The organism is Microbacterium cremeum, from assembly GCF_015277855.1.
In the GTDB taxonomy this organism is placed as follows: Bacteria; Actinomycetota; Actinomycetes; order Actinomycetales; family Microbacteriaceae; genus Microbacterium; species Microbacterium cremeum.
Genome location: NZ_CP063812.1, coordinates 2,002,667 through 2,026,652, shown reverse-complemented (window position 1 = coordinate 2,026,652; position 23,986 = coordinate 2,002,667). Strand labels below are relative to the sequence as shown.

19 protein-coding genes and 1 tRNA gene are annotated in these 23,986 nt (G+C 69.1%); 6 read left to right on the top strand and 14 right to left on the bottom strand.

Annotated elements, in window-relative coordinates; translation table 11 throughout:
* Nucleotide 1: 1 nt before the first annotated feature.
* Both IM778_RS09150 and IM778_RS09145 read right to left on the bottom strand, forming a co-directional pair.
* A complete protein-coding gene (locus IM778_RS09150) occupies nucleotides 2-508 on the bottom strand; it encodes a GNAT family N-acetyltransferase (protein WP_194408611.1) in 507 nt (168 codons plus the stop codon).
* A gap of 132 nt (nucleotides 509-640) precedes the next feature.
* Nucleotides 641-1,399 carry a DUF4192 family protein gene (locus IM778_RS09145; protein ID WP_194408610.1) on the bottom strand — a complete coding sequence of 253 codons (759 nt, stop codon included), beginning with the start codon at nucleotides 1,397-1,399 and terminating at the stop codon, nucleotides 641-643.
* A 170-nt stretch (nucleotides 1,400-1,569) separates the two neighbouring features.
* Between IM778_RS09145 and IM778_RS09140 the strand changes: the two genes are divergently transcribed.
* Entirely contained in the window at nucleotides 1,570-2,439 is an 870-nt protein-coding gene (locus IM778_RS09140) for an AraC family transcriptional regulator (RefSeq protein ID WP_194408609.1), read from the top strand.
* Nucleotides 2,440-2,497: 58 nt separating this feature from the next.
* Here IM778_RS09140 and IM778_RS09135 read toward each other — a convergent pair whose 3' ends face one another.
* Nucleotides 2,498-2,761, bottom strand: a complete 264-nt coding sequence (locus tag IM778_RS09135; protein WP_194408608.1) for a DUF6458 family protein — start codon at nucleotides 2,759-2,761, stop codon at nucleotides 2,498-2,500.
* Nucleotides 2,762-2,927: 166 nt separating this feature from the next.
* Between IM778_RS09135 and IM778_RS09130 the strand changes: the two genes are divergently transcribed.
* Together IM778_RS09130 and IM778_RS09125 are read left to right on the top strand one after the other, a co-directional pair.
* A complete protein-coding gene (locus tag IM778_RS09130) occupies nucleotides 2,928-4,259 on the top strand; it encodes an MFS transporter (protein ID WP_194408607.1) in 1,332 nt (443 codons plus the stop codon).
* A gap of 41 nt (nucleotides 4,260-4,300) precedes the next feature.
* On the top strand, nucleotides 4,301-4,870 hold the full coding sequence (locus tag IM778_RS09125) for a dihydrofolate reductase family protein (protein ID WP_194408606.1): 570 nt from the start codon (nucleotides 4,301-4,303) through the stop codon (nucleotides 4,868-4,870).
* A gap of 22 nt (nucleotides 4,871-4,892) precedes the next feature.
* On the opposite strand, the gene IM778_RS09120 is transcribed toward IM778_RS09125, so the two are convergent.
* From IM778_RS09120 to IM778_RS09110, 3 genes are read right to left on the bottom strand one after another with little or no spacing between them, the layout of a single operon-like run.
* On the bottom strand, nucleotides 4,893-5,657 hold the full coding sequence (locus IM778_RS09120) for an SGNH/GDSL hydrolase family protein (RefSeq protein WP_194408605.1): 765 nt from the start codon (nucleotides 5,655-5,657) through the stop codon (nucleotides 4,893-4,895).
* 35 nt (nucleotides 5,658-5,692) lie between these two features.
* Nucleotides 5,693-7,075: an MFS transporter gene (locus IM778_RS09115; RefSeq protein WP_194408604.1), complete on the bottom strand. Its 1,383-nt coding sequence runs from the start codon at nucleotides 7,073-7,075 to the stop codon at nucleotides 5,693-5,695.
* Between the two features lie 36 nt (nucleotides 7,076-7,111).
* Complete coding sequence (locus IM778_RS09110) at nucleotides 7,112-8,164, bottom strand: LLM class flavin-dependent oxidoreductase (RefSeq protein ID WP_194408603.1); 1,053 nt, start codon at nucleotides 8,162-8,164, stop codon at nucleotides 7,112-7,114.
* A gap of 91 nt (nucleotides 8,165-8,255) precedes the next feature.
* Here IM778_RS09110 and IM778_RS09105 point away from each other — a divergent pair, with 91 nt between their 5' ends.
* Nucleotides 8,256-8,876, top strand: a complete 621-nt coding sequence (locus IM778_RS09105) for a phosphoribosyltransferase (RefSeq protein ID WP_194408602.1) — start codon at nucleotides 8,256-8,258, stop codon at nucleotides 8,874-8,876.
* Nucleotides 8,877-9,101: 225 nt separating this feature from the next.
* On the opposite strand, the gene IM778_RS09100 is transcribed toward IM778_RS09105, so the two are convergent.
* On the bottom strand, nucleotides 9,102-10,775 hold the full coding sequence (locus IM778_RS09100; protein WP_194408601.1) for a DUF885 domain-containing protein: 1,674 nt from the start codon (nucleotides 10,773-10,775) through the stop codon (nucleotides 9,102-9,104).
* Between the two features lie 60 nt (nucleotides 10,776-10,835).
* The gene (gene polA, locus IM778_RS09095) at nucleotides 10,836-13,475 is read right to left on the bottom strand and encodes a DNA polymerase I (protein WP_194408600.1); all 2,640 of its coding nucleotides are present in this window, start codon (nucleotides 13,473-13,475) and stop codon (nucleotides 10,836-10,838) included.
* A gap of 69 nt (nucleotides 13,476-13,544) precedes the next feature.
* Between polA and IM778_RS09090 the strand changes: the two genes are divergently transcribed.
* On the top strand, nucleotides 13,545-13,970 hold the full coding sequence (locus IM778_RS09090; RefSeq protein WP_194408599.1) for a PaaI family thioesterase: 426 nt from the start codon (nucleotides 13,545-13,547) through the stop codon (nucleotides 13,968-13,970).
* 120 nt (nucleotides 13,971-14,090) lie between these two features.
* On the opposite strand, the gene IM778_RS09085 is transcribed toward IM778_RS09090, so the two are convergent.
* A complete protein-coding gene (locus IM778_RS09085) occupies nucleotides 14,091-14,714 on the bottom strand; it encodes an ANTAR domain-containing response regulator (RefSeq protein WP_420488822.1) in 624 nt (207 codons plus the stop codon).
* 43 nt (nucleotides 14,715-14,757) lie between these two features.
* On the opposite strand from IM778_RS09085, the gene IM778_RS09080 reads away from it, so the two are divergent.
* Nucleotides 14,758-14,840: transfer RNA gene (locus IM778_RS09080), tRNA-Leu, on the top strand.
* Between the two features lie 61 nt (nucleotides 14,841-14,901).
* Here IM778_RS09080 and IM778_RS09075 read toward each other — a convergent pair.
* The 5 genes from IM778_RS09075 to lgt form a co-directional block, all read right to left on the bottom strand.
* Nucleotides 14,902-15,294 carry an SHOCT domain-containing protein gene (locus IM778_RS09075; protein WP_194408597.1) on the bottom strand — a complete coding sequence of 131 codons (393 nt, stop codon included), beginning with the start codon at nucleotides 15,292-15,294 and terminating at the stop codon, nucleotides 14,902-14,904.
* An 81-nt stretch (nucleotides 15,295-15,375) separates the two neighbouring features.
* Nucleotides 15,376-16,824: a pyruvate kinase gene (gene pyk / locus IM778_RS09070; RefSeq protein WP_194408596.1), complete on the bottom strand. Its 1,449-nt coding sequence runs from the start codon at nucleotides 16,822-16,824 to the stop codon at nucleotides 15,376-15,378.
* Between the two features lie 49 nt (nucleotides 16,825-16,873).
* Nucleotides 16,874-18,340, bottom strand: coding sequence for a glutamate synthase subunit beta (locus IM778_RS09065; RefSeq protein WP_194408595.1), 1,467 nt, complete (start codon nucleotides 18,338-18,340; stop codon nucleotides 16,874-16,876).
* Nucleotides 18,333-22,940 carry a glutamate synthase large subunit gene (gene gltB, locus IM778_RS09060; RefSeq protein WP_420488821.1) on the bottom strand — a complete coding sequence of 1,536 codons (4,608 nt, stop codon included), beginning with the start codon at nucleotides 22,938-22,940 and terminating at the stop codon, nucleotides 18,333-18,335. Before gltB ends, IM778_RS09065 begins: the two co-directional genes overlap by 8 nt.
* Before the next feature lie 74 nt (nucleotides 22,941-23,014).
* The gene (gene lgt / locus IM778_RS09055) at nucleotides 23,015-23,986 is read right to left on the bottom strand and encodes a prolipoprotein diacylglyceryl transferase (protein WP_194408594.1); all 972 of its coding nucleotides are present in this window, start codon (nucleotides 23,984-23,986) and stop codon (nucleotides 23,015-23,017) included.

Below are 23,986 nucleotides of genomic sequence, written 5' to 3'. Positions count from 1 at the left end.
GCTATCGGACCATGCGCGCGTCTGTGATCCTCGGAGCATAGGGGTCAGTCTGCTCGACGCCATCGAACCGGAACCCGTTGCGCCGATAGAAGGCGATCGCTCGCGGATTCTCTTTCGCCACCCATAGCATCGCCGGTTCGGACGCGAGCGCCTGGTCGAGCAGCGCCTGCCCGGCGCCGGTTCCGTAGTGAGCCGCCGCGACGTAGATGGCGTACAACTGGCGTCTGCGCGGCGGCTGACCCTCGTCGGCTGTGGCGACTGCTGGCCCAGCCCATGCGAACCCGATGATGGCGCTGTCGCGTTCGGCGATGTGGATGGTGACGTCGTCGCCTGCGTTGCTCAGAACGTTGATCCACATCTTGCGCCGGCCCGCGATGTACTCGTCCGAGAAATGATCGGCGGCAAGAAGGTGAGCGTAGGCCTCACGCCACGTCGCGACGTGCAGATCGGCGATTGCGGTGGCGTCGCCGATCACGGGCACCCGGATGCTGAACGGCAGATCCTTCATGAATGCCCTGCGAAGTCGGTGCCGCATGCGATCACGGCAGCACGATGATCGATGGCGGGCGCCGCCAGCGCCTCGGGGTCGGCATCCAGCGCCAAGGTCGTCGGCACGACTGACAGCCTAGCTTCGAGCGGCTCAGTGCTCTTCTGCCGAGGGGATTGCCCATCGCGGCGCCTTGCTGCTGACGAGAACCGCCAGCCCGCGGGCGAGGATGTGCTCGGGCTCGATGCGGATTGCCTCGGCGAGGTACGCCGACGCGACTGCTCGCTTGCCTTGGGCCCACTGCAGCCACGCAATGGAGCAGAGGAGCGGCGGCCGCGCAGGCTCCGGCGCGAGTGCGGTGAGGACACGGAGCAACGAGATCCCACGTTTGAGCCGATCGGGATCCGGCACCCGCCGCGTCTCACCGTGGAACAAACGCACGAGCTTGCCCCGGGGAACGGCGTTCGCAGCCGAGAGCTGGGCGATGTACTCGTCGACCGTCAGGCCGCGGTGACGTGCTCGCGCGAGCAGCCGCGCCATCTCTCGCACCTGTTCCTCGCCGGCGCCGCGACCGAACGCGACCTGCACCGCGATGGTCTCAGGAATCGCGGGAAGCATCGCCATGAGCGCGAACTCGGCGACGAGCACCGCAGACAGATCGGTGTCGCCGCGCGCGAGACATGACTCGAGGAGGGGCACGATGACGACGAAGGCCTCCGCGTGCGTGAAGAGTGCGCCGCCGCTGGGAACCTCCCGCTCGTCGTCGTCGGAGTCGTCGAGGAGATCGTCTTCGAGGGCGTCTTCGACCATCGCGACCATGAAGTCCCAGACGTCGTCCCGAAGATGTTCATCGACGTCCGGAAGGTAGATGATTTCCGGAGAGGCGATCGCTGTCCGGGAGAAGCTGTTCATCGCGCCATCTTCGAGCCGCCGCGGAGTGCGATCCGCGTCGGCCGATCGGAATGTGGATGGATGGGCACCGCGCGGGACTGGGGAGGAACCGACGGCGCCGATCGAATCGGACCGGAACGGTCGGGTGCGTTCCGATCCCCGCAGACAGGGTTGAAGGCGAAGGGAGAATCGTGATCGCTGAGCTCAACCGCCTCGTCGAGTACGTCGAGGCGAACTTGGATGACGAGATCGACCTCGACAGCTTCGTTCGCGGGCTCGGCACCACGGAGTACCACCTCCGGCGGATGTTCTCGTCGCTGGCGGGCATGCCGCTGTCGGAGTACGTCCGGCGGCGGCGGATGACCCTCGCGGCGGCGGAGGTGATCGACGGTGACGACGATCTCCTCGGCATCGCGGTGCGGTACGGATACGGCTCTACCGAGGCTTTCGGCCGGGCATTCCGTGCCGTCCACGGGGCGAGTCCTGCCGATGTGCGTCGCGATGGCGGTCCCCTTCGCACACAACCACAGCTCAGGTTCCGCCTGACCGTAGAAGGGAGCTCCCCCATGGATGCCCGAATCCTCGACCGATCAGCCTTCCGACTCGTCGGGCACGCCGCCCGCGTGCCGCTCGTGCACGAAGGGGTCAACCCGCACATCCAGGCCCACATCGCCTCGCTGCCGCTCGAGGAGCACGGTCGTCTCAAGGCGCTCAGCAGTACGGAACCCGCGGGACTCCTCCAGGTGAGCGCAGACCTCGACGCGGACTACGCCGAGGGCAGCGAGCTGACGTACCTGCACGGCGTCGCAGTCCACACGCCCACAGAGGTCCCCGACGACCTCGACGTGATCGAGGTGCCTGGCGGTGCCTGGGCGGTGTTCCGCACGTCCGGGCCTCACCCCGACGCGCTGCAGTCGACGTGGGCGGCGACCGCGACGGACTGGTTCCCGTCGAACCCGTGGCGGCTCCGTCCAGGTCCGTCGATCGTCGCCGTGCTCGAACGCGCCGACGACTTCAGAACGGCCACATGCGAGCTCTGGCTGCCTGTCGAGCGCGACTGATCCGCGCACGAGAAGCGGGGGTGGGCGATGATCGCCCACCCCCGCGTACGTTGCGGGCTCAGAGCCCTGCGGCGCCGTCCGTCGCGCTCGAGCTGTGACGGGTCACCTGCTCGCCTGCGGCGGGATCCACGGCGGTGCGGCTGACGGTCTCCGACCGGCGCCGGCGCATCAGCAGCACGATTCCGACCAGGAAGATCACGACGCCCGCGCCCATCAGGATGTAGCCGACCATATCGAGGTTGATCCAACCCACCTCGACATTCAGTGCGAACGTGAGAACGGCTCCGATGGCGAACAGCACGATTCCTGCGCCGATGCTCATGCGATGCTCCTTTCCGGGGCACGGCGATCCGCCCTCCCCTCTCGCGGGACGCGTTCGTCCCGGATTCACGTTCCCGCATCGCACCCCGTTGCGTGAGGGGCTTGACAGACGACGGATGCCGCGGCATGAGGCATCCGTCGATCACTACTGTGGAAGGGTGCCCCGCATGATCCGCCCTTCTGCCGCGGGGCCGGGGTTCCGGGCGTGGCTGATCTGGACGGTGGGCGTCTCGGCCTATGTCCTCGCCGTGACCAACCGTTCGTCGCTGAGCGCCGTCGGCGTCGACGCGGCGGCGCGATTCGACGCCGACGCTGCCACGCTGTCGATGTTCGCCGTCGTCCAGCTCGCGGTGTACGGCGGCATGCAGATCCCGATCGGCGTGCTGTTGGACCGCTACGGCTCCCGGCCCATCATGACGATCGGGATGCTGTTGATGGCGGTGGGTCAGCTGACCATGGCCCTCTCCCCCAGCGTCGGCGTGGCGATCCTCGCGCGCATGCTGCTGGGCGCCGGAGATGCGGCGATCTTCCCCGGCGTGCTTCGACTCATCGCGACCTGGTTCCCCGCGCAGCGCGGGCCGATCATGGTGCAGTTCACGGGCATCGTCGGCCAGACCGGGCAGCTTCTCGCGCTCATGCCCCTGGCCGCGCTGCTTCACGCGACGACGTGGACCATCACGTTCGGGAGCGTCGCGGGACTCGGGGTGCTGTTCGCGATCCTGGTCTTCCTGATCATCCGAAATCACCCGCCCGACCGTGACGAGGATGTCTCGGTCGACACCGACACCGGAGCGATCCGCGTCGTGACCTCCGCCGTGGATACGGGAGTCGGCATCCGCGCCGCGTGGGCGCACCCGGGCACGCGCCTGGCGTTCTGGTCGCACTTCACGACTCCGTTCGCCGGCACCGCCTTCGTGCTGCTGTGGGGCATGCCGTTCCTCACCGCCGGCGAGGGACGCACGGTCGCCGAGGCGGCCTCGATCATGTCTGTGTACGTGGTGGTCGGCATGGCGCTCGGGCCGGTCGTGGGCGAGCTGTCGCGGCGCATCCCCCATCGCCGCTCCCGCGCGCTCGTGCTGCCGACGGTCGCAGTCCAGGCGATCGCGTGGCTTGCGGTGATCGTCTATCCGGGACCGGCCCCTCTCTGGCTGCTGTTCGCGCTCGCCGTCGCGCTGGCGACCGGCGGACCCGCCTCGATGGTCGCGTTCGACCATGCCCGCACCCACAACCCCAGTCACCGGCTGAGCACGGCGACGGGCGTCACGAACGCGGGCGGGTTCCTGGCTGCGCTCATCACGATCCTCCTCATCGGGCTCGCGCTGGACGCGCAGGGCGCCGGCACACCGGCGACGTACACACTCGACGCATTCCGCGTGGCGTTCCTCGTCCAGGTCCCGCTCTGGCTGCTCGGCGGCGCGTTCATCGTGATCGAGCGCAAGCGCACGCGCATCCGGCTGGGCATGGATCCGCCACGGGCGCCCCGGCGCCCGCGACGGTGACCCACTGACGTATGTCGGACCCCTCCAGTACGGTGGCGGCCATGTCTCGCGTGATCTTCTACACCGCCACCACGCTCAACGGATTCATCGCCGACGATCACGACTCTCTCGACTGGCTCTTCGCCGCACCGGGAGGCGAGGGCGGCGACGAGGACTTCCAGTCGTTCCTGGCGGGCATCGGGGTGCTCGTGCAGGGCTCGTCGACGTATCGCTGGGTCGTCGAGCACGAGGATCTCATCGCCCACCCCGAGAAATGGCCCGGGTACTACGGCGACCGGCCGACCTGGGTGTTCTCGAGTCGCGAGCAGCCTCGCGTGCCCGGGGTCGACATCCGGTTCGCGGCGGGCGACGTGCGCGACGCGTGGCCCGAGATCGAGAAGGCTGCGGGCGAACGCGACGTCTGGATCGTCGGCGGCGGCGACCTCGCAGGACAGTTCGCCGACGCCGGGCTGCTCGATGAGGTCCGCGTCTCGATCGCGCCGGCCACCCTTCCTTCCGGCAAGCCGCTCCTCCCCCGGCGGCTGGGGCCTGATCGCCTCGAGCTCACCGCCGTGCGGCGTGCGGGGGCTTTCGCCGAACTCGCCTACGCGGTGAGGGCGGGAAGGCCGTAGAGCGCGGTGCCGGCGCGGAGGATCACGCCTGCGAGGGACGGAACTCGGTCCAGCTCGCGTACTTGGGTTCGCGGCCGTCCCCCGACGACGTGCCGGTGAGGCGGCGTCGCACCCAGGGCCCGACGTGTTCCCGATAGTACGTCGCACCCCGGGCGACGCCCGACGATGGCAGCGGCGGGAGCGACCACCACTGGGCGGGCGGCTCCATGCCGAGCGCAGAGAGCACTCGCGCGGCAACACGATGGTGACCGCGCGCGTTCATGTGCAGCCGGTCCTCCGACCAGTACGGCGCAGTCGCGAGCTCGCGGTCGAACCAGTTGAGCGCGCGCACCACGTCAGGACGATCGGCGAAATGAGCCTCGACGGCCCGCGACAGCAGGTCGCCGCGACGCTGGATGACCCGCCGGAGCGGCAGCTGCGCCGACGGGTTGGCGCCCGACAGCAGGATGAGCTCGACGCCCTCCTCATCGCATCGGCGCAGGACCGTCTGGAACGCCTCCACGACCCGCGCCACGCTCGTGCGAGGCCGCAGCATGTCGTTCCCGCCGCCGTTGAACGACAAATGGGTCGGACGCAGTGCCAGCGCCGGCTCGAGCTGCTGCTCGACGATGGGCCACACCAGCTTTCCGCGGATCGCGAGGTTGGCGTACTCGATCGTCTCCCCCGAGGCGTCGGCCCAGCCCTGTGCGACGAGATCGGCCCAGCCGCGCACGTGCCCGTCGGGAAGCTCGTCGCCGACGCCCTCTGTGAACGAGTCGCCGATGGCGACGTAACGAACGGATGCCACGACACGAGCCTATTCCCGGTGCGGGCCCGGCCGGGTCAGCGGTCGTCGAGTGCGCGGCCGCGACGGTCGGCGAGACCCCACGCGGCGGCCGCTGCGATGGCGAAGAACACCGCGAACACGATGAACAGCACGGGTGCGCCGCCCGCCACGAGCAGTGGCGGCACCGCGAGCGGGGCGACGATCGACGCGATGCGGCCGACACCGGCCGCCCATCCCGAGCCCGTCGCACGCAGCGAGGTCGGGTACATCTCGGGCGTCACCGCGTAGAGGGCGCCCCACGCGCCGAGATTGAAGAACGACAGCGCCATCCCGGCTCCGATGATCATGCCGACGCTGCCCGCGGTGCCGAACGCCACCGCCGACGCCGCCGATCCCACCAGGAACACCGAGAGCGTCAGTCGGCGGCCCCACACCTCGATGAGCCATGCTGCGACCGCATAGCCCGGAAGCTGCGCCAGCGTGATGATCAGCGTGAACCCGAACGAGCGGACCAGGTCGTAGCCCTGCTCGACGAGGATCGATGGGATCCAGATGAAGGCGCCGTAGTAGGAGAAGTTCACGCAGAACCACACCAGCCAGAGGCACGCCGTGCGGACGCGGAACTCGGCCGCCCACAGCGCCGCGACCCGGGCACGGAGGGTCGGCGCGATCGGCGGCGGGGTCTCGGGCTTCACAGGGGCCGCGATCGCGGGCCGGCCGGCCGCGCTCTCGAACTCGCGCACGACCGCCTCCGCTTCGGCGAACCGGCCGCGGCGCTCGAGCCAGCGCGCCGACTCGGGCAGTCCCCAGCGGACGATGAGCGCGTAGACGGCGGGGATGGCGCCGAGGAGGAAGGCCCACCGCCAGCCGTCTGCCGACATCGGGATCACGAGATATCCGATGAGCGCGGCAGCCGTCCACCCGACGGCCCAGAACGCCTCGAGAATGACGATGAGGCGTCCGCGCATGCGCGCGGGCGCGAACTCGCTCACATAGGTGCTGGCGACCGGAAGCTCGGCGCCCAGACCCAGGCCCACGAAGAACCGGAGGATCAGCAGCGCCACCAGTCCGCCCACGAGGGCGCTCGCGCCCGTGGCGATGCCGTAGACGAGGAGCGTCAGCGCGAAGACCTGGCGTCGACCGAACCGATCCGCCAGCAGTCCGCCGACACTCGCGCCGATCGCCATGCCCACGAATCCGAGCGAGGCGATCCACGCCGTCTCGTGCCGTTGCAGGTCCCACTGCACGGCGAGTGCGGCGATCACGAACGAGATGAGCCCGACATCCATCGCGTCCAGGGCCCACCCGATGCCGGAGCCGGTGAGCACCCGCAGATGCCGGCGGGTGAAGGGCAGCCCGTCCAGACGTCGTGACAGCGTGCCCGTCGCCGGGGCATCGGCATCCGCGGAGGGCGAAGGACGAGACGAAGCGTCGGTCATAGCGTCATCGTACGGATGCCGCGACCCCAGCGGGCGCTACGCGAGCATGTCGCGCACGAGCGGCGCGACCTGCGTGCCGTAGAGCTCGATCGAGCGCATCATCTTGCCGTGCGACAGGGTCCCGGTCGAGAACTTCATGTCGAAGCGCGCGGCGTCGAGCGTGCGAACCGTGTCGGCGATCTTGCGCGCGACCGTCTCGGGTGCGCCGATGTAGAGAGCACCCTCCGGACCGACGTCGTGCTGGAAGCGCAGGCGGTTGTACGGCGGCCAGCCGCGTTCCTTGCCGATCGTGTTGTTCATCGCCTCGAAGCCCTCGTACGCCTCATCCCACGCCTGCTGGTCGGTCTCGGCGACGTGACCCGGCGAATGCACGCCGATCGGCAGCTGTGCGTGCCCGAACGTCTCGAGCGAGCGGCGGTACAGGTCGGCGAACGGCCGGAACCGGGCGGCAGGGCCACCGATGATCGCAAGCATGAGGCCGTAGCCGTAACGTGCGGCGCGAACCACCGACTCAGGCGTGCCGCCGACCCCGACCCACGCGCGCAGGCCGTTCTCGGTCTTGGGGTACACGTCCGCGTCGGTGAGCGCGGCGCGCATCGTGCCCTGCCACGTCACCGGCTTCTCGGCCAGCAGCTGCGAGAACAGGTCGAGCTTCTCGTCAAAGAGGGCCTCGTAGTCGCTGAGGTCGTAGCCGAAGAGCGGGAACGACTCGATGAACGAGCCGCGCCCGAGGATCACCTCGGCGCGCCCGTTCGAGACGGCGTCGAGCGTCGCGAACCGCTCGAAAACGCGCACCGGGTCGTCGCTCGAGAGCACCGTGACGGCGGTGCCCAGATGGATGCGCTCCGTGCGGGCGGCCGCGGCGGCCAGCACGATCTCGGGACTCGACACCGCGAACTCGGGTCGGTGGTGCTCCCCCACGCCGAAGAACGACAGCCCGACCGCGTCGGCGAGCTCGGCCTGCTCCACGGTGTTGCGGATCGTCTGGGCGTGACTGAGCAAGGTGCCCGACTCATCACGGGTGACATCTCCGAAGGTGTCGAGCCCGAGTTCGATGCCTGCGGGGCCCTCAGGGGCGAGATCGGTCATGGGCGGCATCCTTTCTATGCATGTGCATGAACCCCGACGCAACGCCGGGCATTCGCGACACAACCGGCTGTCGCGAGCGTAGCGTGGAGGAATGGCACTCTTCGCCGATCGTGCCGCCGCCGGACGAGAGCTCGCGGAGTCGCTGACCGGCTGGCGAGGAACGGATGCCGTGATCCTCGGCATCCCGCGGGGAGGTGTCGTGACGGCCGCCGCGGTCGCCGACGCCCTCGACCTTCCGCTGGACGTCGTCGTGGTGCGCAAGCTCGGCGCCGCCGGGCACGAGGAGTTCGCGGTCGGAGCCATCGCGGATGGCGTGCGCCTCGTCGAGCCGAGCGCGGTGCGCTGGGCGGGGATGTCGGCGCGCGACGTCGACGAGGTGGAGGCGGCCGAGCGCGAGGAGCTGGCCCGTCGCTCCGAAGCGTTCGGTTCGAGCACGACCGCGCTGGCGGGCCGTACGGCGATCGTCGTCGACGACGGCGTCGCGACGGGGTCGAGCGCGATCGCCGCCTGCCGCGCACTGCGCTCGCGCGAACCGTCTCGGATCGTCCTCGCCGTGCCGGTGGCGCCGGCGCGCTGGAGTCCGCCCGGCGATGCCGTCGACGAGTTCGTCTGCCCGCACCGCGAAACCGACTTCTGGGCCGTCGGGCAGTACTACGACGACTTCGCGCAGACCACCGACGACGAAGTGGTGCGGATGCTCGCGGGACGCTGAGGGCGTTTCGTCTCGCTCGTTCCTCGCTCGCTCAACGACCGGGGGTTCTCGGTCGTTGAGCGAGCGAAGCGAGACGAAACGCCCCGGGGTTCTCGCTCGTTCAGCGACCGGGGGTTCTCGGTCGTTGAGCGAGCGAAGCGAGACTAAACGCTCCGGGGTCCTCGCTCGCTCGGCGACCGGTTCTCGGTCGTTGAGCGAGCGAAGCGAGACGAAACGCCCCGGACGTCAGCGCGACAGCGCGGCGCGCAGCGTGTCGAGGCCGACGCCGCCGATGTCGAGCGCGCGCTTGTGGAAGCGCTTGATCTCGAAGGCGTCGCCCTCGCGCTCGGCGACCTCGTCGCGCAGTTGCTCCCAGATGCGCTGACCGACCTTGTACGACGGTGCCTGCCCGGGCCAGCCGAGATAGCGGTTGACCTCGAACTTCACGAACTCGTCCGACATGTTGACGTTGTGGCGCATGAACTCGAGCGCGAAGTCGGCGTCCCACGTGCCGTTCCCGTCGGGACGCGGCTTCTCCAGGTGCACGCCGATGTCGAGCACGACGCGCGCGGCGCGCATGCGCTGGCCGTCGAGCATGCCCAGGCGGTCCGCCGGATCCGACAGATACCCGAGCTGCTCCATCAGCCGTTCGGCGTACAGCGCCCAGCCTTCGGCGTGACCGGAGGTGCCACCGAGCAGACGGCGGTACGAGTTGAGCTGCGCGCGGTTGTACACGGCCTGCGCGATCTGCAGGTGGTGGCCCGGAACGCCCTCGTGGTAAACCGTGGTCAGCTCACGCCAGGTGTCGAACTCGTCGACGCCCTCGGGCACCGACCACCACATGCGTCCCGGACGCGAGAAGTCGTCGGTGGGGCCGGTGTAGTAGATGCCGCCTTCGCGCGTCGGGGCGATCATGCACTCGAGGCGCCGGATCGGCTCGGGGATGTCGAAGTGCGAACGACCGAGCTCTTCGACCGCGCGGTCGCTGGTCTCCTGCATCCACTTCTGCAGCGCGTCGGTGCCGTGGAGCTTGCGGCTGGGGTCCTGCTCGAGGAACGCGACGGCTTCCTCGACGGACGCGCCCGCCTTGATCTCGTGAGCGATGGCCTCCTGCTCGGCGACCATGCGGGCAAGCTCCTCGACGCCCCACTCGTAGGTCTCGTCGAGGTCGATCGTGGCGCCCAGGAACCGGCGGGAGTGCAGCGCATACAGCTCACGCCCGACGGCGTCTTTCTCGGCCGCGGCCGGCGCGAGCTCGTTCGCGAGGAACTCGGCGAGCTGGTCGTAGGCGACGCGCGCGGCGTTGGCGTTGTCGGCGATGTCGCGGGCCAGCGATGCCGGCAGCTGCCCCTCGCTCGGGGCCGCTTCGGCGGCGAACGTGGCGAAGAAGCCGCCGTCCTCGGTGTAGCGCGCGATCTGCGCGACGACCTCGACCACCTGACGACGGGCGGGGACGACCCCCTGCGCGATGCCTTCGCGGAGCGACTCGACATAGCCGTCGATCGCGCCGGGAACGGCCTTCAGGCGGGTCGCGACGACCGACCAGTCGTCGCTGGTATCGGTCGGCATCAGGTCGAACGCCGACCGGATGTCCTGAGCGTGCGACGCGATCACATTGAGGTCGCGCAGATGCCACTTCGCATCGTGCAGCTCGATGCCGAGCGCGATCTCGCGGGACAGGTCGTCCTTCGTCACGGTGTCGATGTCGTCGACAGGTGTCGAGGCGGCGAGGGCCGCGAGCGTCTTGCGCCCTTCGGCGATCAGCTGCTCCTGGCCGGTGGGGCTGTAGTCGCCGAACCGGTCGTTGTACTCGGTGCGGCCGATGTAGGTCGCGAGCGTCGGTTCGAGCTCGGCGAGCGTGTCCACCCATGCATCGGCGATCTTGTCGATCTGCGTGGGTGTGCGGGTTTCGTCAGTCATGGATTCGAGCCTAGGGATGAGACGCGGTGCCGACAAACGCGCGCCCGGGTGCCGCGCGGGTCAGTGCCCCGCCGCGTTCCAGTCGGCCCCGCGGCCGATCTGCACGTCGAGAGGAACCGACAGGTGCGCGGCGTCACCCATGCGTACACGCACGATGCGCTCGGCCTCGTCCCACTCCCCCGGTGCGACCTCGATCACGAGCTCGTCGTGGATCTGCAGCAGCACGCGCGAACGCAGGCCGGCGGTGGCGAAGTCGTCGTGGATGTGGAACAGCGCGATCTTCATGATGTCGGCCGCGCTGCCCTGGATCGGCGCGTTGAGGGCCGCGCGCTCCGCGTTCTCGCGCAGCACGCGGTTCGGGCTCGCGAGGTCGGGGAACGGACGCCGGCGCCCGAAGATCGTCTCGGTGTACCCGTCGATCCGCGCCTGCTCGACGGATGATCGCAGGTAGTCGCGCACCGCGCCGAATCTCGCGAAGTACTCCATCATGAGCTGCTTCGCCTCGGCTTGCTCGATGCGCAGCTGCTTCGAGAGGCCGAAAGCCGAGAGCCCGTAGACGAGCCCGTACGACATCGCCTTGACCTTCGTGCGCATCGCCGGGGTCACGTCGGAGGGATCCACGGCGAACACGCGTGCGCCGACGAAGCGGTGCAGGTCCTCGCCGGAGTTGAAGGCCTCGATGAGACCGGGGTCCTCCGACAGATGCGCCATGATGCGCATCTCGATCTGCGAGTAGTCGGCCGTCAGCAGCGTCTCGTAGCCGTCGCCGACCACGAACGCGGATCGGATCCGGCGGCTCTCCTCGGTGCGGATCGGGATGTTCTGCAGGTTGGGGTCGGTGCTCGACAGACGCCCCGTCTGACTTCCCGTCTGCACGTAGGTGGTGTGGATGCGCCCGTCCGCGCCGATCGCGGTGTCGAGCGACTCGATGATCTGGCGCAGCTTCGTGGCCTCGCGGTGCTGCAGCAGCAGGTCGAGGAACGGATGCGGGTTGGTCTCCTGCAGGTCGGCGAGGACCGCGGCATCCGTGGAGTACCCGGTCTTGGTCTTGCGCGTCTTGGGCAGCTGCAGCTCGTCGAAGAGCACCTCCTGCAGCTGCTTGGGCGACCCGAGGTTGACCTCGCGCCCGATCGCGGCGTACGCCGCCTCGGCCAGGGCGTCGGCGCGCGCGCCGAGCTCACCCGAGAAACCGGCCAGGGTGTCGTGCGACACGGCGACGCCCGCGAGCTCCATGTCGGCGAGGGCGACGAGCGTCGGCAGCTCGATGTCGTCCAGGACCTTCTGCACGCTCGCGGGCAGTTCGGCGCGCACGGACTCGGCGACCCGCATCGTGAACCACGACAGCTGCCCCGGCGTCGCGCCCTCGGTCTCGGGCACGAGCTGCGTCGGATCGGCCTCGGGCAGCTTCTCGTCCAGGTAGCGGTCGACGAGGTGGGCGAGCGTCTTGTCGGGGAAGCTCGGCCGCAGCAGCCAGCCCGCGACAATGACGTCGAACGCGAGCCCGCGCACGGTGAGCCCGGCGCGCCGCAGCGCCTTGACCTGCGGCTTGGCGTCGCTGAAGACCTTGGGCGCGTCGGAGGCGAGCCAGTCGCTCAGTGCCTCTGCCACCTCGGGTGTCCACGATGCCTCGGCCGCGGCATCCTTCGTCGCCAGCCCGATGCGCTGCGGCAGCCCGCCCACGAGCTCCACCGTGACCCCGACGTCGCCCTGCCTCGCGTCGAGCCACTCGCGCAGACCGCCGGCCTCGAGCTCGGCGGACGCGGGCATCGGCACCGCTGCGGCCGAGGTGACCGCCGCCATCTGCTGTTCGATGCCGGCGAGCTCGGCGACGCGCGGGATGAGCGTCTTGAACTCGAGGCGGGAGAAGATGTCGCGCACGGCCTGCGCGTCCATCGGCTGCACCTCGAGGTCGTGCGGCGTCAGCGGCAGCTCGACGTCGGTCAGCAGCCGGTTGAGCATCCGATTGCGACGCACATCGTCGATGTGCTCGCGGAGGTTGTTGCCCACGACGCCCTTGATCGTCTCGGCGCCCTCGAGCAGCGCGTCGAGCGACCCGAACTGCGTGAGCCACTTGACCGCGGTCTTCTCGCCGACCTTCGGCACGCCCGGCAGGTTGTCGCTGGTCTCGCCGACGAGCGCCGCGATGTCGGGATACTGCTCGGGCGGCACGCCGTAGCGGTCGATCACCGCCTGGCGGTCGTAGCGCTTGAGCTGCGAGACCCCCTGGACGTTCGGGTAGAGCAGCGTGATGTCGTCGTTGACGAGCTGGATGGTGTCGCGGTCGCCCGAGCACACCAGCACGCGGAAGCCGTCGGCGGAGGCCTGCGCCGCGAGGGTCGCGAGGATGTCGTCGGCCTCGATGTCTTCCTGCTGGAGCACCTGGATGCTCATGGCGGCGAGGCAGTCCTGCAGCAGCGGGATCTGGCCCTTGAACTCGGACGGGGTCTCGGACCGGTTCGCCTTGTACTCGGCGTACTCGCGTGTGCGGAACGACTGTCGCGACGTGTCGAACGCGACCGCCAGGTGGGTGGGTCGCTCTGCCTTGATGAGGTTGATCAGCATCGCGAGGAACCCATAGATGCCGTTCGTGTGCTGGCCGTCCTTGGTCGAGAAATTGTCGACCGGGAGTGCGTAGAACGCCCGGTACGCCAGCGAATGGCCGTCCACGACGAGGAGAGTAGGCTTTCGGGAGTCCGTCACCCTGCAAGCCTAGCCAGGGCGGACGACAGTGATTCCCGCCGCGTCCCCCCGCCTGAGCGAAGGTGAGCCATGCCCGAACCATCCGTCGCACCGCAGGACGAGCTCGCATGGGCCCAGGCCCGGGGCATCGGCGCGCTCGCGGAGAAGATGGGCTTCGAGTGGCTCGAGTTCACTCCCGATCGCGCGGTCGCGCGCATGCCCGTCGAAGGCAACACGCAGCCCGTGGGCCTGTTCCACGGCGGCGCGTACGTGGTGCTGGGCGAGTCGCTCGGGTCGATGCACGCGAACTTCCACGCCGGCCCGGGCCGGCTCGCCGTGGGCGTCGACATCAACGCCACGCACACGCGCTCCGCGACCTCGGGGTCTGTGACCGGGGTCTGCACTCCCCTGCATCTCGGCCGGAGCGTCACCGTCCACGAGATTGTCGTGACCGACGATGAGGGGCGGCGCTGCTCCACAGTGCGCATCACGAACCACATCCGCCGGATCGAGTAGCCCCGCCGGGCGAAGCCGACGCGGCGTGCCGAGCTCTAGGGCCACCCGGGCGCCCCGCCCGAACGACGGAAGCGGATGCCGCGATACGCGGCATCCGCTTCCATGAAACTCGTCGGGTGCTCAGTCCTTCTTGGGCGCGAGCTGCTCGATGATGGCCTTCGCGACGTCCTGCATGGTGAGGCGGCGGTCCATCGAGGCCTTCTGGATCCACCGGAACGCCTCGGGCTCGGACAGCCCCATCTTCTCGTTGAGGAGGCCCTTGGCCCGGTCGACGAGCTTGCGGGTCTCGAACCGCTCCACCATGTCGGCGACCTCGGCCTCGAGCGTGATGATCTGCTCGTAGCGCGCCAGGGCGATCTCGATCGCGGGCAGCAGGTCGTTCGGGGTGAACGGCTTCACGACGTACGCGAGAGCGCCGGCCTCGCTCGCGCGCTCGACGAGCTCCTTCTGGCTGAAGGCGGTCAGCAGCACGACCGGCGCGATGTGGTTCTTGCTGAGCTTCTCGGCGGCCGAGATGCCGTCGAGTTGCGGCATCTTGACATCCATGATGACGAGGTCAGGACGCAGCTCGGTCGCGAGCTGGACGGCGGTCTCACCGTCACCCGCTTCGCCGACGACGTCGAATCCGTTGTCGCGCAGGATCTCGACGATGTCGAGCCGGATCAGCGACTCATCTTCGGCGACCACGACGCGACGGGGGGTGGATGCCGTCGATGCGGCGTTCTGCTCCTGCTCAGTCACCATTGAATCCTACGGTATGGTCGTTCGCGGACGCGCGCGAGCGCTGGCCGGTGTGGCGGAATGGCAGACGCGACCGACTCAAACTCGGTTGCCCGCAAGGGCGTGTGGGTTCGACTCCCACCACCGGCACCCGCACGCAGGAAGATGGCCGGATGCCTCGAATCGAGGCATCCGGCCATCTCTGTCGGTGTCAGGCGCCGAAGTACTGGTTGCCCAGCGCCTTGCTCTTGAGCGCTTCGTACTCGCCCTGCGAGATCGTGCCGGCATCCAGCAGCGCCTTGGCCTGGGCGATGTCGTCGGCGGGGCTGGACGACGCGGCCGGGCGGTAGTCGTCGGCCTCCGAGATCATCGGGCCACGAGCCGCCGTGGCGCGCTCGGCCATGCCCTTGCCGCGGGCGATGATATAGACGAGCGCCGTGAGGAACGGCACGAAGATCAAGGCGATGATCCACAGCGCCTTGAGCCAGCCGTTGAGCTTGTGGTCGCGGAACAGGTCGGTGATGATCACGATCACCACGTACAGGTATGCGATGAAGTAGAAGCTCCACAGCAGGAACCAGAAGAACTCACCGAAGAAGGACATCGGTGTCACCTTTCAGACGAGGGACGGCGGCTGGCACCACCTTAGTGGTGCCAGCCGCCGTCTGCCGTGTCTGACGTCGGGTCAGTCGCGCGTCTTGTAGATCGGGGCCTTGCCGTGCACGGCGTCGCCGACCTTGTGGATGCGGATGTCGTTCGTCGAGCCGATGATGCCGGGAGGCGATCCCGAGATCACGACGACCTTGTCGCCGACGGCGGCGAGGTCGTTCGCGAGCAGGTAGTCGTCGACCTGGATGAACATCAGGTCGGTGTGCGCGACGTGCTCGACGAGGGTCGACTGCACACCCCACGTCACCGCCATGCGGCGGCGGATGGCCGGATCGGGAGCGAAGCCGATCATCGGGATGCGCGGGCGCAGGCGCGACATGCGGCGCGCGGTGTCGCCGGACTCGGTGAAGATGCAGAGGTACTTCGCCTCGACGAATTCGGCGACCTCCATCGCGGCGAGGGTGATCGCTCCACCCTGCGTGCGCGGCTTCGTGGTGAGCGGCAGGATCCGCTCGAGGCCGTGCTCCTCGGTCGAGCCGATGATGCGCGCCATAGTCTCGACGACCGTGACGGGGTACTTGCCGACGCTCGTCTCGCCCGAGAGCATGACCGCGTCCGCGCCGTCGAGCACGGCGTTGGCCACGTCGCTCGTCTCGGCGCGCGTGGGCACGGGGTTCTCGATCATCGACTCGAGCATCTGGGTCGCCACGATGACGGGCTTCGCCATGCGGCGGCACAGCTCGACGGCGCGCTTCTGCACGATCGGAACCGCCTCGAGGGGCAGCTCGACGCCGAGGTCGCCGCGCGCGACCATGATGCCGTCGAACGCGTCGATGATCTCTTCGAGGTTGTCGACGGCCTGCGGCTTCTCGATCTTCGCGATGACCGGGACGTGACGCCCCTCCTCCGCCATGATCACGTGCACGCGCTGGACGTCCTTGGCGTCGCGCACGAACGACAGGGCGATGAGGTCGGCGCCCGCGCGCAGACCCCAGCGCAGGTCGGCCTCGTCCTTGTCGGACAGGGCGGGGACGTTGACCGCCACGCCCGGCAGGTTGATGCCCTTGTTGTTCGACACCGGCCCGCCGACGATGACCTCGGTCGTGACGACGGTGCCGTCGGTCTCGATGACCTTGACGCGCACCTTGCCGTCGTCGATGAGGAGGAAGTCGCCCGGATTGACGTCGTTCGGCAGTCCCTTGAAGGTCGTGCCGACGATCTCTTTGGTGCCGAGGATGTCTTCGGTGGTGATCTTGAAGATGTCGCCGACGGCCAGCTCGTGCGGACCGTTCTCGAACTTGCCGAGGCGGATCTTCGGACCCTGCAGGTCGACCAGCACGGCGACGGCGCGCCCTGCGTCGTCGGCGGCCTTGCGGACGTTGGCGAAGTTGTTGTCGTGGACCGAGTAGTCCCCGTGACTCAGGTTGAAGCGGGCGACGTCCACGCCGGCGTCGATGATCGCGCGGACCATCTCATACGTCGATGTGGCGGGACCCAGGGTGGCGACGATCTTGGCGCGTCTCATCCGTGGTTTTCTCCGGGTGGGTGGGAAGGTGGCGAATGCCTCGGCCAGCCTACGCGGGCTGCAGGCCGATGGCGACATCGGTCGGGCGGACCGGCTCGGGCAGGTGGGTCTCACCCATGAGGAAGCGGTCCACGTTCGCCGCGGCCGCACGGCCCTCGGCGATGGCCCACACGATGAGGGACTGCCCGCGACCGGCATCGCCCGCGACGAACACGCCGGAGGCGGTCGTCTGGTAGTCGTCCTCGCGACGCACGTTGCCGCGCTCGGTGAACTGCGCACCGAGCTGGTCCTCGAGGAACGCCTGCTCGGGGCCCGTGAAACCCATCGCGATCAGCACGAGGTCGGCAGGGATCTCGCGCTCGGTGCCGCTCTTGGGCACGCGCCGGCCGTCGACGAACTCGGTCTCGGCGATGCGGAGCGCACGCACCTCGCCGACCTCGTTCGCGAGGAACTCGACCGTCGAGGCGAGATAGGCGCGCTCGCCCCCCTCCTCGTGCGCCGACTGGACCTCGAAGATCGTCGGCGACATCGGCCACGGCTGGTGATCGGGCCGCTCGCCGGGAGGCCGGCGGCCGATCGCGAGGTTCGTCACGCTGAGCGCGCCGTGCCGGTGCGCGGTGCCGATGCAGTCGGCGCCGGTGTCGCCGCCGCCGATCACGACGACGTGCTTGCCCTCGGCGGTGATCTGGTTCGCGACGGCGTCGCCGGCCACCGCCTTGTTGGACTCGACCAGGTACTCCATCGCGAAGTGCACGCCTGCGAGGTCGCGCCCCGGGATGGGAAGGTCGCGCGGCACGGTCGCGCCCGTCGCGATCACGACGGCGTCGTAGCGCGCGCGCAGGTCGCTCCACGAGATGTCCTTGCCGATCTCGACGCCGGCGCGGAAGCGGGTGCCCTCGTCCTGCATCTGGCGAAGCCGGGACTCGAGGTGGCGCTTCTCCATCTTGAAGTCGGGGATGCCGTAGCGCAGGAGTCCGCCGATGCGGTCATCGCGCTCGAACACGGCGACGGTGTGGCCGGCGCGCGTGAGCTGCTGCGCCGCGGCGAGACCCGCGGGACCCGAGCCCACGACGGCGACGGTCTTGCCCGTCAGGCGCCCGGGCGGCTCGGGCTCGACCCAGCCGTGTGCGAACGCCTCGTCGATGATCGAGACCTCGACCTGCTTGATCGTGACCGCCGGCTGGTTGATGCCCAGCACGCACGCGCTCTCGCACGGGGCCGGGCACAGCCGGCCGGTGAACTCCGGGAAGTTGTTGGTCGCGTGCAGCCGCTCGATCGCCGCACGGCCTTCACCGCGCCACGTCAGGTCGTTCCACTCGGGGATGAGGTTGCCCAGCGGGCAGCCCTGATGACAGAACGGGACGCCGCAGTCCATGCAGCGGCCGGCCTGCCGGCGCAGCACGGCCGTGTCGCCCGGCTCGTAGACCTCTTTCCAGTCCATGATGCGCACCGGCACGGGCCGCCGCGGGGGCAGTTCGCGCTCGGTGACCTTCAGAAAGCCCTTCGGGTCAGCCACCCGTCACCTCCAGGATGCGGTTCCACACGACCGTGCCGTCGGGGTCGAGCCCCTCGGCGACCGCCGCCTGGCGAGTCTGCAGCACCGCCGCGTAGTCGCGCGGCAGTACACGGACGAAGTTCTCGGACTCCGTCTCGAAGTCGTCGAGGAGCGCCTGAGCGAGCGTCGAGCCGGTCTCGACGACGTGCTGCTCGAGCAGGTCCTTCAGGATCTCGGCATCGCCCGAACCGAGCTCTCCGAGCTCCAGCTCGCCCGAGGCGAGCGCCTCCCGGTTGACGAGCTTGCGGTCGAGCTTGTAGACGTACGCGGTGCCACCCGACATCCCCGCGCCGAGATTGCGGCCGGTCGGCCCCAGGATCACCGCGAGGCCGCCGGTCATGTACTCGAGGGCGTGGTCGCCGACGCCCTCGACGACGGCAGTGGCGCCGGAGTTGCGGACGAAGAACCGCTCCCCCACGATGCCGCGCAAGAACATCGTCCCCTGGGTCGCGCCGTAGCCGATCACGTTGCCGGCGATGACGTTCCGCGAGGCGTCGAAGGCGGCGTTGCGCGGCGGCCGGATCACGATCTGGCCGCCGGAGAGGCCCTTGCCGACGTAGTCGTTCGAGTCGCCTTCGAGGCGCAGCGTGATGCCGGCGGGCATGAACGCGCCGAACGACTGTCCGGCCGAGCCGGTGAGGTTGACCTCGATGCTCCCGGAAGGAAGTCCGTTCTCGCCCCGCGCCTTCGTGACGTGGTGACCGAGCAGGGTCCCCACGGCGCGCTCCGTGTTGCGGATCGGCAGGTCGATCGTGAGATGGCCGCCGTGCGCGATCACGTCCTTCGCGCGCTCGACGAGGGCGACGTCGAAGTGCGCCTCGAGCTCGTGCAACTGCGAGGTCGTGTTGCGTCGCGGCTCCTCCTCGGCGAACACCGGGCCTTCGAGCACCGGTGCGAGGTCGAGCCCGCTCGCCTTCCAGTGCCGCACCGCGCCGTCGACGTCGAGCAGATCGGCGCGGCCGATCGCCTCATCGAGCGTGCGGAAGCCGAGCTCCGCGAGGTACTCGCGCACCTCCTCGGCGATGAACTCCATGAAGTTGACGACGAACTCGGGCTTGCCCGTGAAACGCTCGCGCAGCACCGGGTTCTGCGTCGCGACGCCGACCGGGCACGTGTCGAGGTGGCAGACCCGCATCATGATGCAGCCCGACACGACCAGCGGCGCGGTCGCGAAGCCGAACTCCTCGGCCCCGAGGAGGGCGCCGATGATGACGTCGCGGCCGGTCTTGAGCTGTCCGTCGACCTGCACCACGACGCGGTCGCGCATGCCGTTGAGCATGAGCGTCTGCTGCGTCTCGGCGAGACCGAGCTCCCACGGCGTGCCGGCGTGCTTGAGCGAGTTGAGCGGGCTCGCGCCGGTGCCGCCGTCGTGTCCCGAGACGAGGATGACGTCGGCCAGGGCCTTCGCCGTCCCCGCGGCGACCGCGCCGATGCCCGACTGGCTCACCAGCTTGACGTGCACGCGGGCGCCGGGGTTGGCGCGCTTGAGGTCGAAGATCAACTGCTTGAGGTCTTCGATCGAGTAGATGTCGTGGTGGGGCGGCGGCGAGATGAGGCCGACGCCGGCCGTCGCGTGACGCGTGCGCGCCACCCACGGGTAGACCTTGGTCGGCGGCAGCTGGCCGCCCTCGCCGGGCTTGGCTCCCTGCGCGAGCTTGATCTGGATGTCGTCGGCCTCGGTGAGGTAGAGGCTCGTCACGCCGAAGCGCCCCGAGGCGACCTGCTTGATCGAGCTGCGACGCTCGGCGTCGAGCAGGCGCTCGACGTCTTCGCCGCCCTCACCGGTGTTCGACTTGCCGCCGATGCGGTTCATCGCGATGGCCAGCGTCTCGTGCGCCTCTTTCGAGATCGAGCCGTAGCTCATCGCGCCGGTCGAGAACCGCTTGACGATCGACGACACCGGCTCGACCTCGTCGATCGGCACCGGAGTGCGCCCTTCGGTCTTGAGCGCGAACAGGCCGCGGAGGGTCTTGAGCTCCTGTGCCTGGTCGTCGACGAGCTTCGTGTACTCGCGGAAGATGTCGTACCGGCGCGTGCGGGTCGAGTGCTGCAGGCGGAACACGGTGTCGGGGTTGAACAGGTGCGGCGATCCGTCGCGCCGCCACTGGTACTCGCCGCCCGTCCAGAGCCGCTCGTGAGCGCGGACCGCGGCATCCTCCGGGTACGCGTAGGCGTGTCGCGACGCGTTCTCGGCCGCGATGACGTCGAGTCCGACGCCGCCCAGCTTCGACTCGGTGCCGGTGAAGTAGGTGTCGACCAGCTCGTGCGAGAGTCCGACCGCTTCGAACACCTGGGCGCCGGCGTACGACGACACGGTCGAGATGCCCATCTTCGACATGATCTTCAGCACGCCCTTGCCGAGCGCGTAGATCAGGTTCTTGACGGCCTTCTCAGGGGTGATGCCGGTGATGAAGCCGGCGCGCACGAGGTACTCGACGGTCTCCATCGCCAGGTACGGGTTGACGGCGGATGCCCCGTACCCGATGAGCGTGGCCACGTGATGCACTTCGCGCACGTCGCCGGCCTCGACCACCAGACCACACTTCATGCGGGTCTGGTTGCGGATGAGGTGGTGATGGACCGCGGCGAGCATCAGCAGCGACGGGATGGGTGCGAGGTCCTTGTTGGAGTCGCGGTCCGAGAGGACGATGAACTCCGCGCCGTCCTCGATGGCCTGGTCGACCTCCTGGCACATCTGCTCGAGGCGCTTCTTCATGCCCTTGTGGCCCGCCTCGACGCGGTACAGGCCGCGGATGGTGACGGACGTGCGGCCGGGCAGCGCGGTGTCGATGTGCTGGATCTTCGCCAGCTCGTCGTTGTCGATGACGGGGAAGTCGAGAGTCACGACGCGCGTGTGGTCCGGTCCCCACTCGAGCAGGTTGCGTTCCGGGCCGAGCCCCAGTCCGAGCGAGGTGACGACCTCTTCGCGGATCGAGTCCAGCGGCGGATTGGTGACCTGTGCGAACTGCTGGGTGAAGTAGTCGAACAGCAGGCGCGGCCGCTCGCTGAGCACCGCGACCGGCGTGTCGGACCCCATGGCGCCGAGAGGCTCGGCGCCGGTCTGGCCCATCGGCGTCAGCAGGATCCGCACTTCCTCCTCGGTGTAGCCGAAGGTGCGCTGGCGGCGCGTGATGGAGGCGATCGGGTGCACGATGTGCTCGCGCTCGGGCAGCTCGGCGAGCCGGACCCGGCCCGCGTCGAGCCATTCCTGCCAGGGCTCGAGCTCGGCCAGCTCGGCCTTGATCTCAGCGTCCTCGATGATGCGCCGCTGCGCGGTGTCGACGAGGAACATGCGTCCGGGGCGCAGACGCCCGCGGCGCTTGATGCGCTCGGGCGCGAAGTCGAGCACGCCGGTCTCGCTGCCGATCACGATGAGGCCGTCGGTCGTCTCGGTCCAGCGGCCCGGGCGCAGGCCGTTGCGGTCGAGCGTGGCGCCGACGAGCGTGCCGTCGGTGAAGATCAGGGCGGCCGGACCGTCCCACGGCTCCATCTGCATCGAGTGGAACTCGTAGAACGCCCGCAGCTTCGGGTCGATGTCGGCCTGCTTCTCGTACGCCTCCGGCACCATCATCATGATCGCGTGCGGAAGGCTGCGGCCGGTGAGGGTGAGGAGCTCGAGCACCTCGTCGAACGAGGCCGAGTCGCTCGCGCCCGGTGTGCAGATAGGCAGCAGCGGGTCGATGTCGCCGAGGAGCTCGGACTCGAGCTGGGACTGGCGCGCGCGCATCCAGTTGCGGTTGCCGTTGACGGTGTTGATCTCGCCGTTGTGCGCGAGCATGCGCAGCGGCTGGGCCAGCGGCCACGACGGGAAGGTGTTCGTCGAGTAGCGCGAGTGCACGACCGCGAGCTCGGACGCGAAGCGCTCGTCCTGCAGGTCGGGGTAGAACGGCTCCAGCTGGAGCGTCGTCACCATGCCCTTGTAGCCGAGCGTGCGGGCCGACAGCGACACGAAGTACGCGTCGAGCTCGGTGCGGGCGCGCTTGCGCAGGCGGAACGTGCGGCGATCGAGCGCGATGCCCGAGAGGGCCGGCTCATCGCCGACCGCCGGCCGCGACACGAAGAGCTGCTCGAACGCCGGGCGGGCGTCGAAGGCCAGCTTGCCGAGGTGGTCGTCGGCCGTGGGCACCTCGCGCCAGCCGAGGACAGTGAGATTCTCGGATGCCGCGATCCGCTCGATGCCCGCCTTCTGCGCCGCGCGCGCCTCGTCGTCGCGGGGCAGGAACACCATTCCGGCGGCGTACTCCCCCACCGGAGGCAGCTCGAAGCCGACGACGGCGCGCAGGAAGGCATCCGGCATCTGCGTGAGGATGCCGGCCCCGTCACCGGTGCCCGCGTCGGAGCCGATGGCCCCGCGGTGCTCGAGGTTGCGCAGCGCGGTGAGTGCGAGATCGATGATGTCGTGACCCGCCTCGCCGCGCAGGGTCGCGACCATCGCCAGGCCGCACGCGTCCTTCTCGAACGCGGGGTTGTACATGCCCTGCTTGGCAGGAAGTCCTGCAAGACCCGACGATGCCGGGGTGCTCGCCTGCGCAGAGGCGATGTGACGGGGGCTCGAAGCCATACCTACCGTCCTCACGTTGATGCTCAAGTTGGGACGACGTCGGCCCTGATGCCGCTTTTCCGGGGGGAAGAGCGCTAGTTCGTGGCGGGAGTGCTTGTGGCGCTGGCCTCGTCGACCTCGGACGTCGGGGGTTCGCTGACGTCGACGAAGTCGTCGGTGTTCTGCGATTGTACAGCCCCTTCGGGGGTCCACTCGCGACCGGGGACGTACGGCGACGGCTCGAAGCCGGGGTGGCGGCGCTTCTGGACGAAGAAGATGACGAGGCCGACCACGACACCGAGGATCGCGGCCCACACGTTGGTGCGGATGCCGAGGAAGATCTCGCTCGGATCGATGCGGATCGACTCCCACACGATACGACCCGCGCTGTACCAGACGAGGTAGAGGCCGAACAGGCGACCCCACTGCAGCCGGAAGCGGCGCCCGGCCCACGCCAGCACGAGAACGCCGAGGACGTTCCAGATGACCTCGTAGAGGAACGTCGGATGGAACAGCGTCCCCTCGGGCAGTCCGATCGGCCAGGCGGGGTTCGGGTAGTCGATCTCGAGGCCCCACGGCAGATCGGTGGGCAGACCGTACAGCTCCTGGTTGAACCAGTTGCCGAAGCGGCCGATCGCCTGCGCGAGCAGGAGCCCCGGCGCCAGCGCGTCCGCGAACGTCCAGAACCGGATGCCGGTCCACCGGCATCCGAGCCACGCGCCCACAGCGCCGCCGATGAGGGCGCCGTAGATGGCGATGCCGCCCTCCCAGATGTACAGCGCCGAGAGCGGGTTCGCGCCCTCGCCGAAGTAGAAGTCCCAGTGCGTGAGCACGTGGTAGACCCGCGCGAAGACGATGGCGAGAGGAACCGCGAGCAGCGCGATGTCGATGACCACCCACGGCTCGGCGCCGCGCTTGGTGAGGCGGCGGTTCGTCCACAGGACGGCGACGATGATGCCCGTGATGATGCACAGCGCATAGATGCGGATAGGCAGGGGGCCGATGTCGAAGAAGCTGATCGACGGGCTCGGAATGCTGGCGACGACGCTCGCGGCGGCGTTGATCAT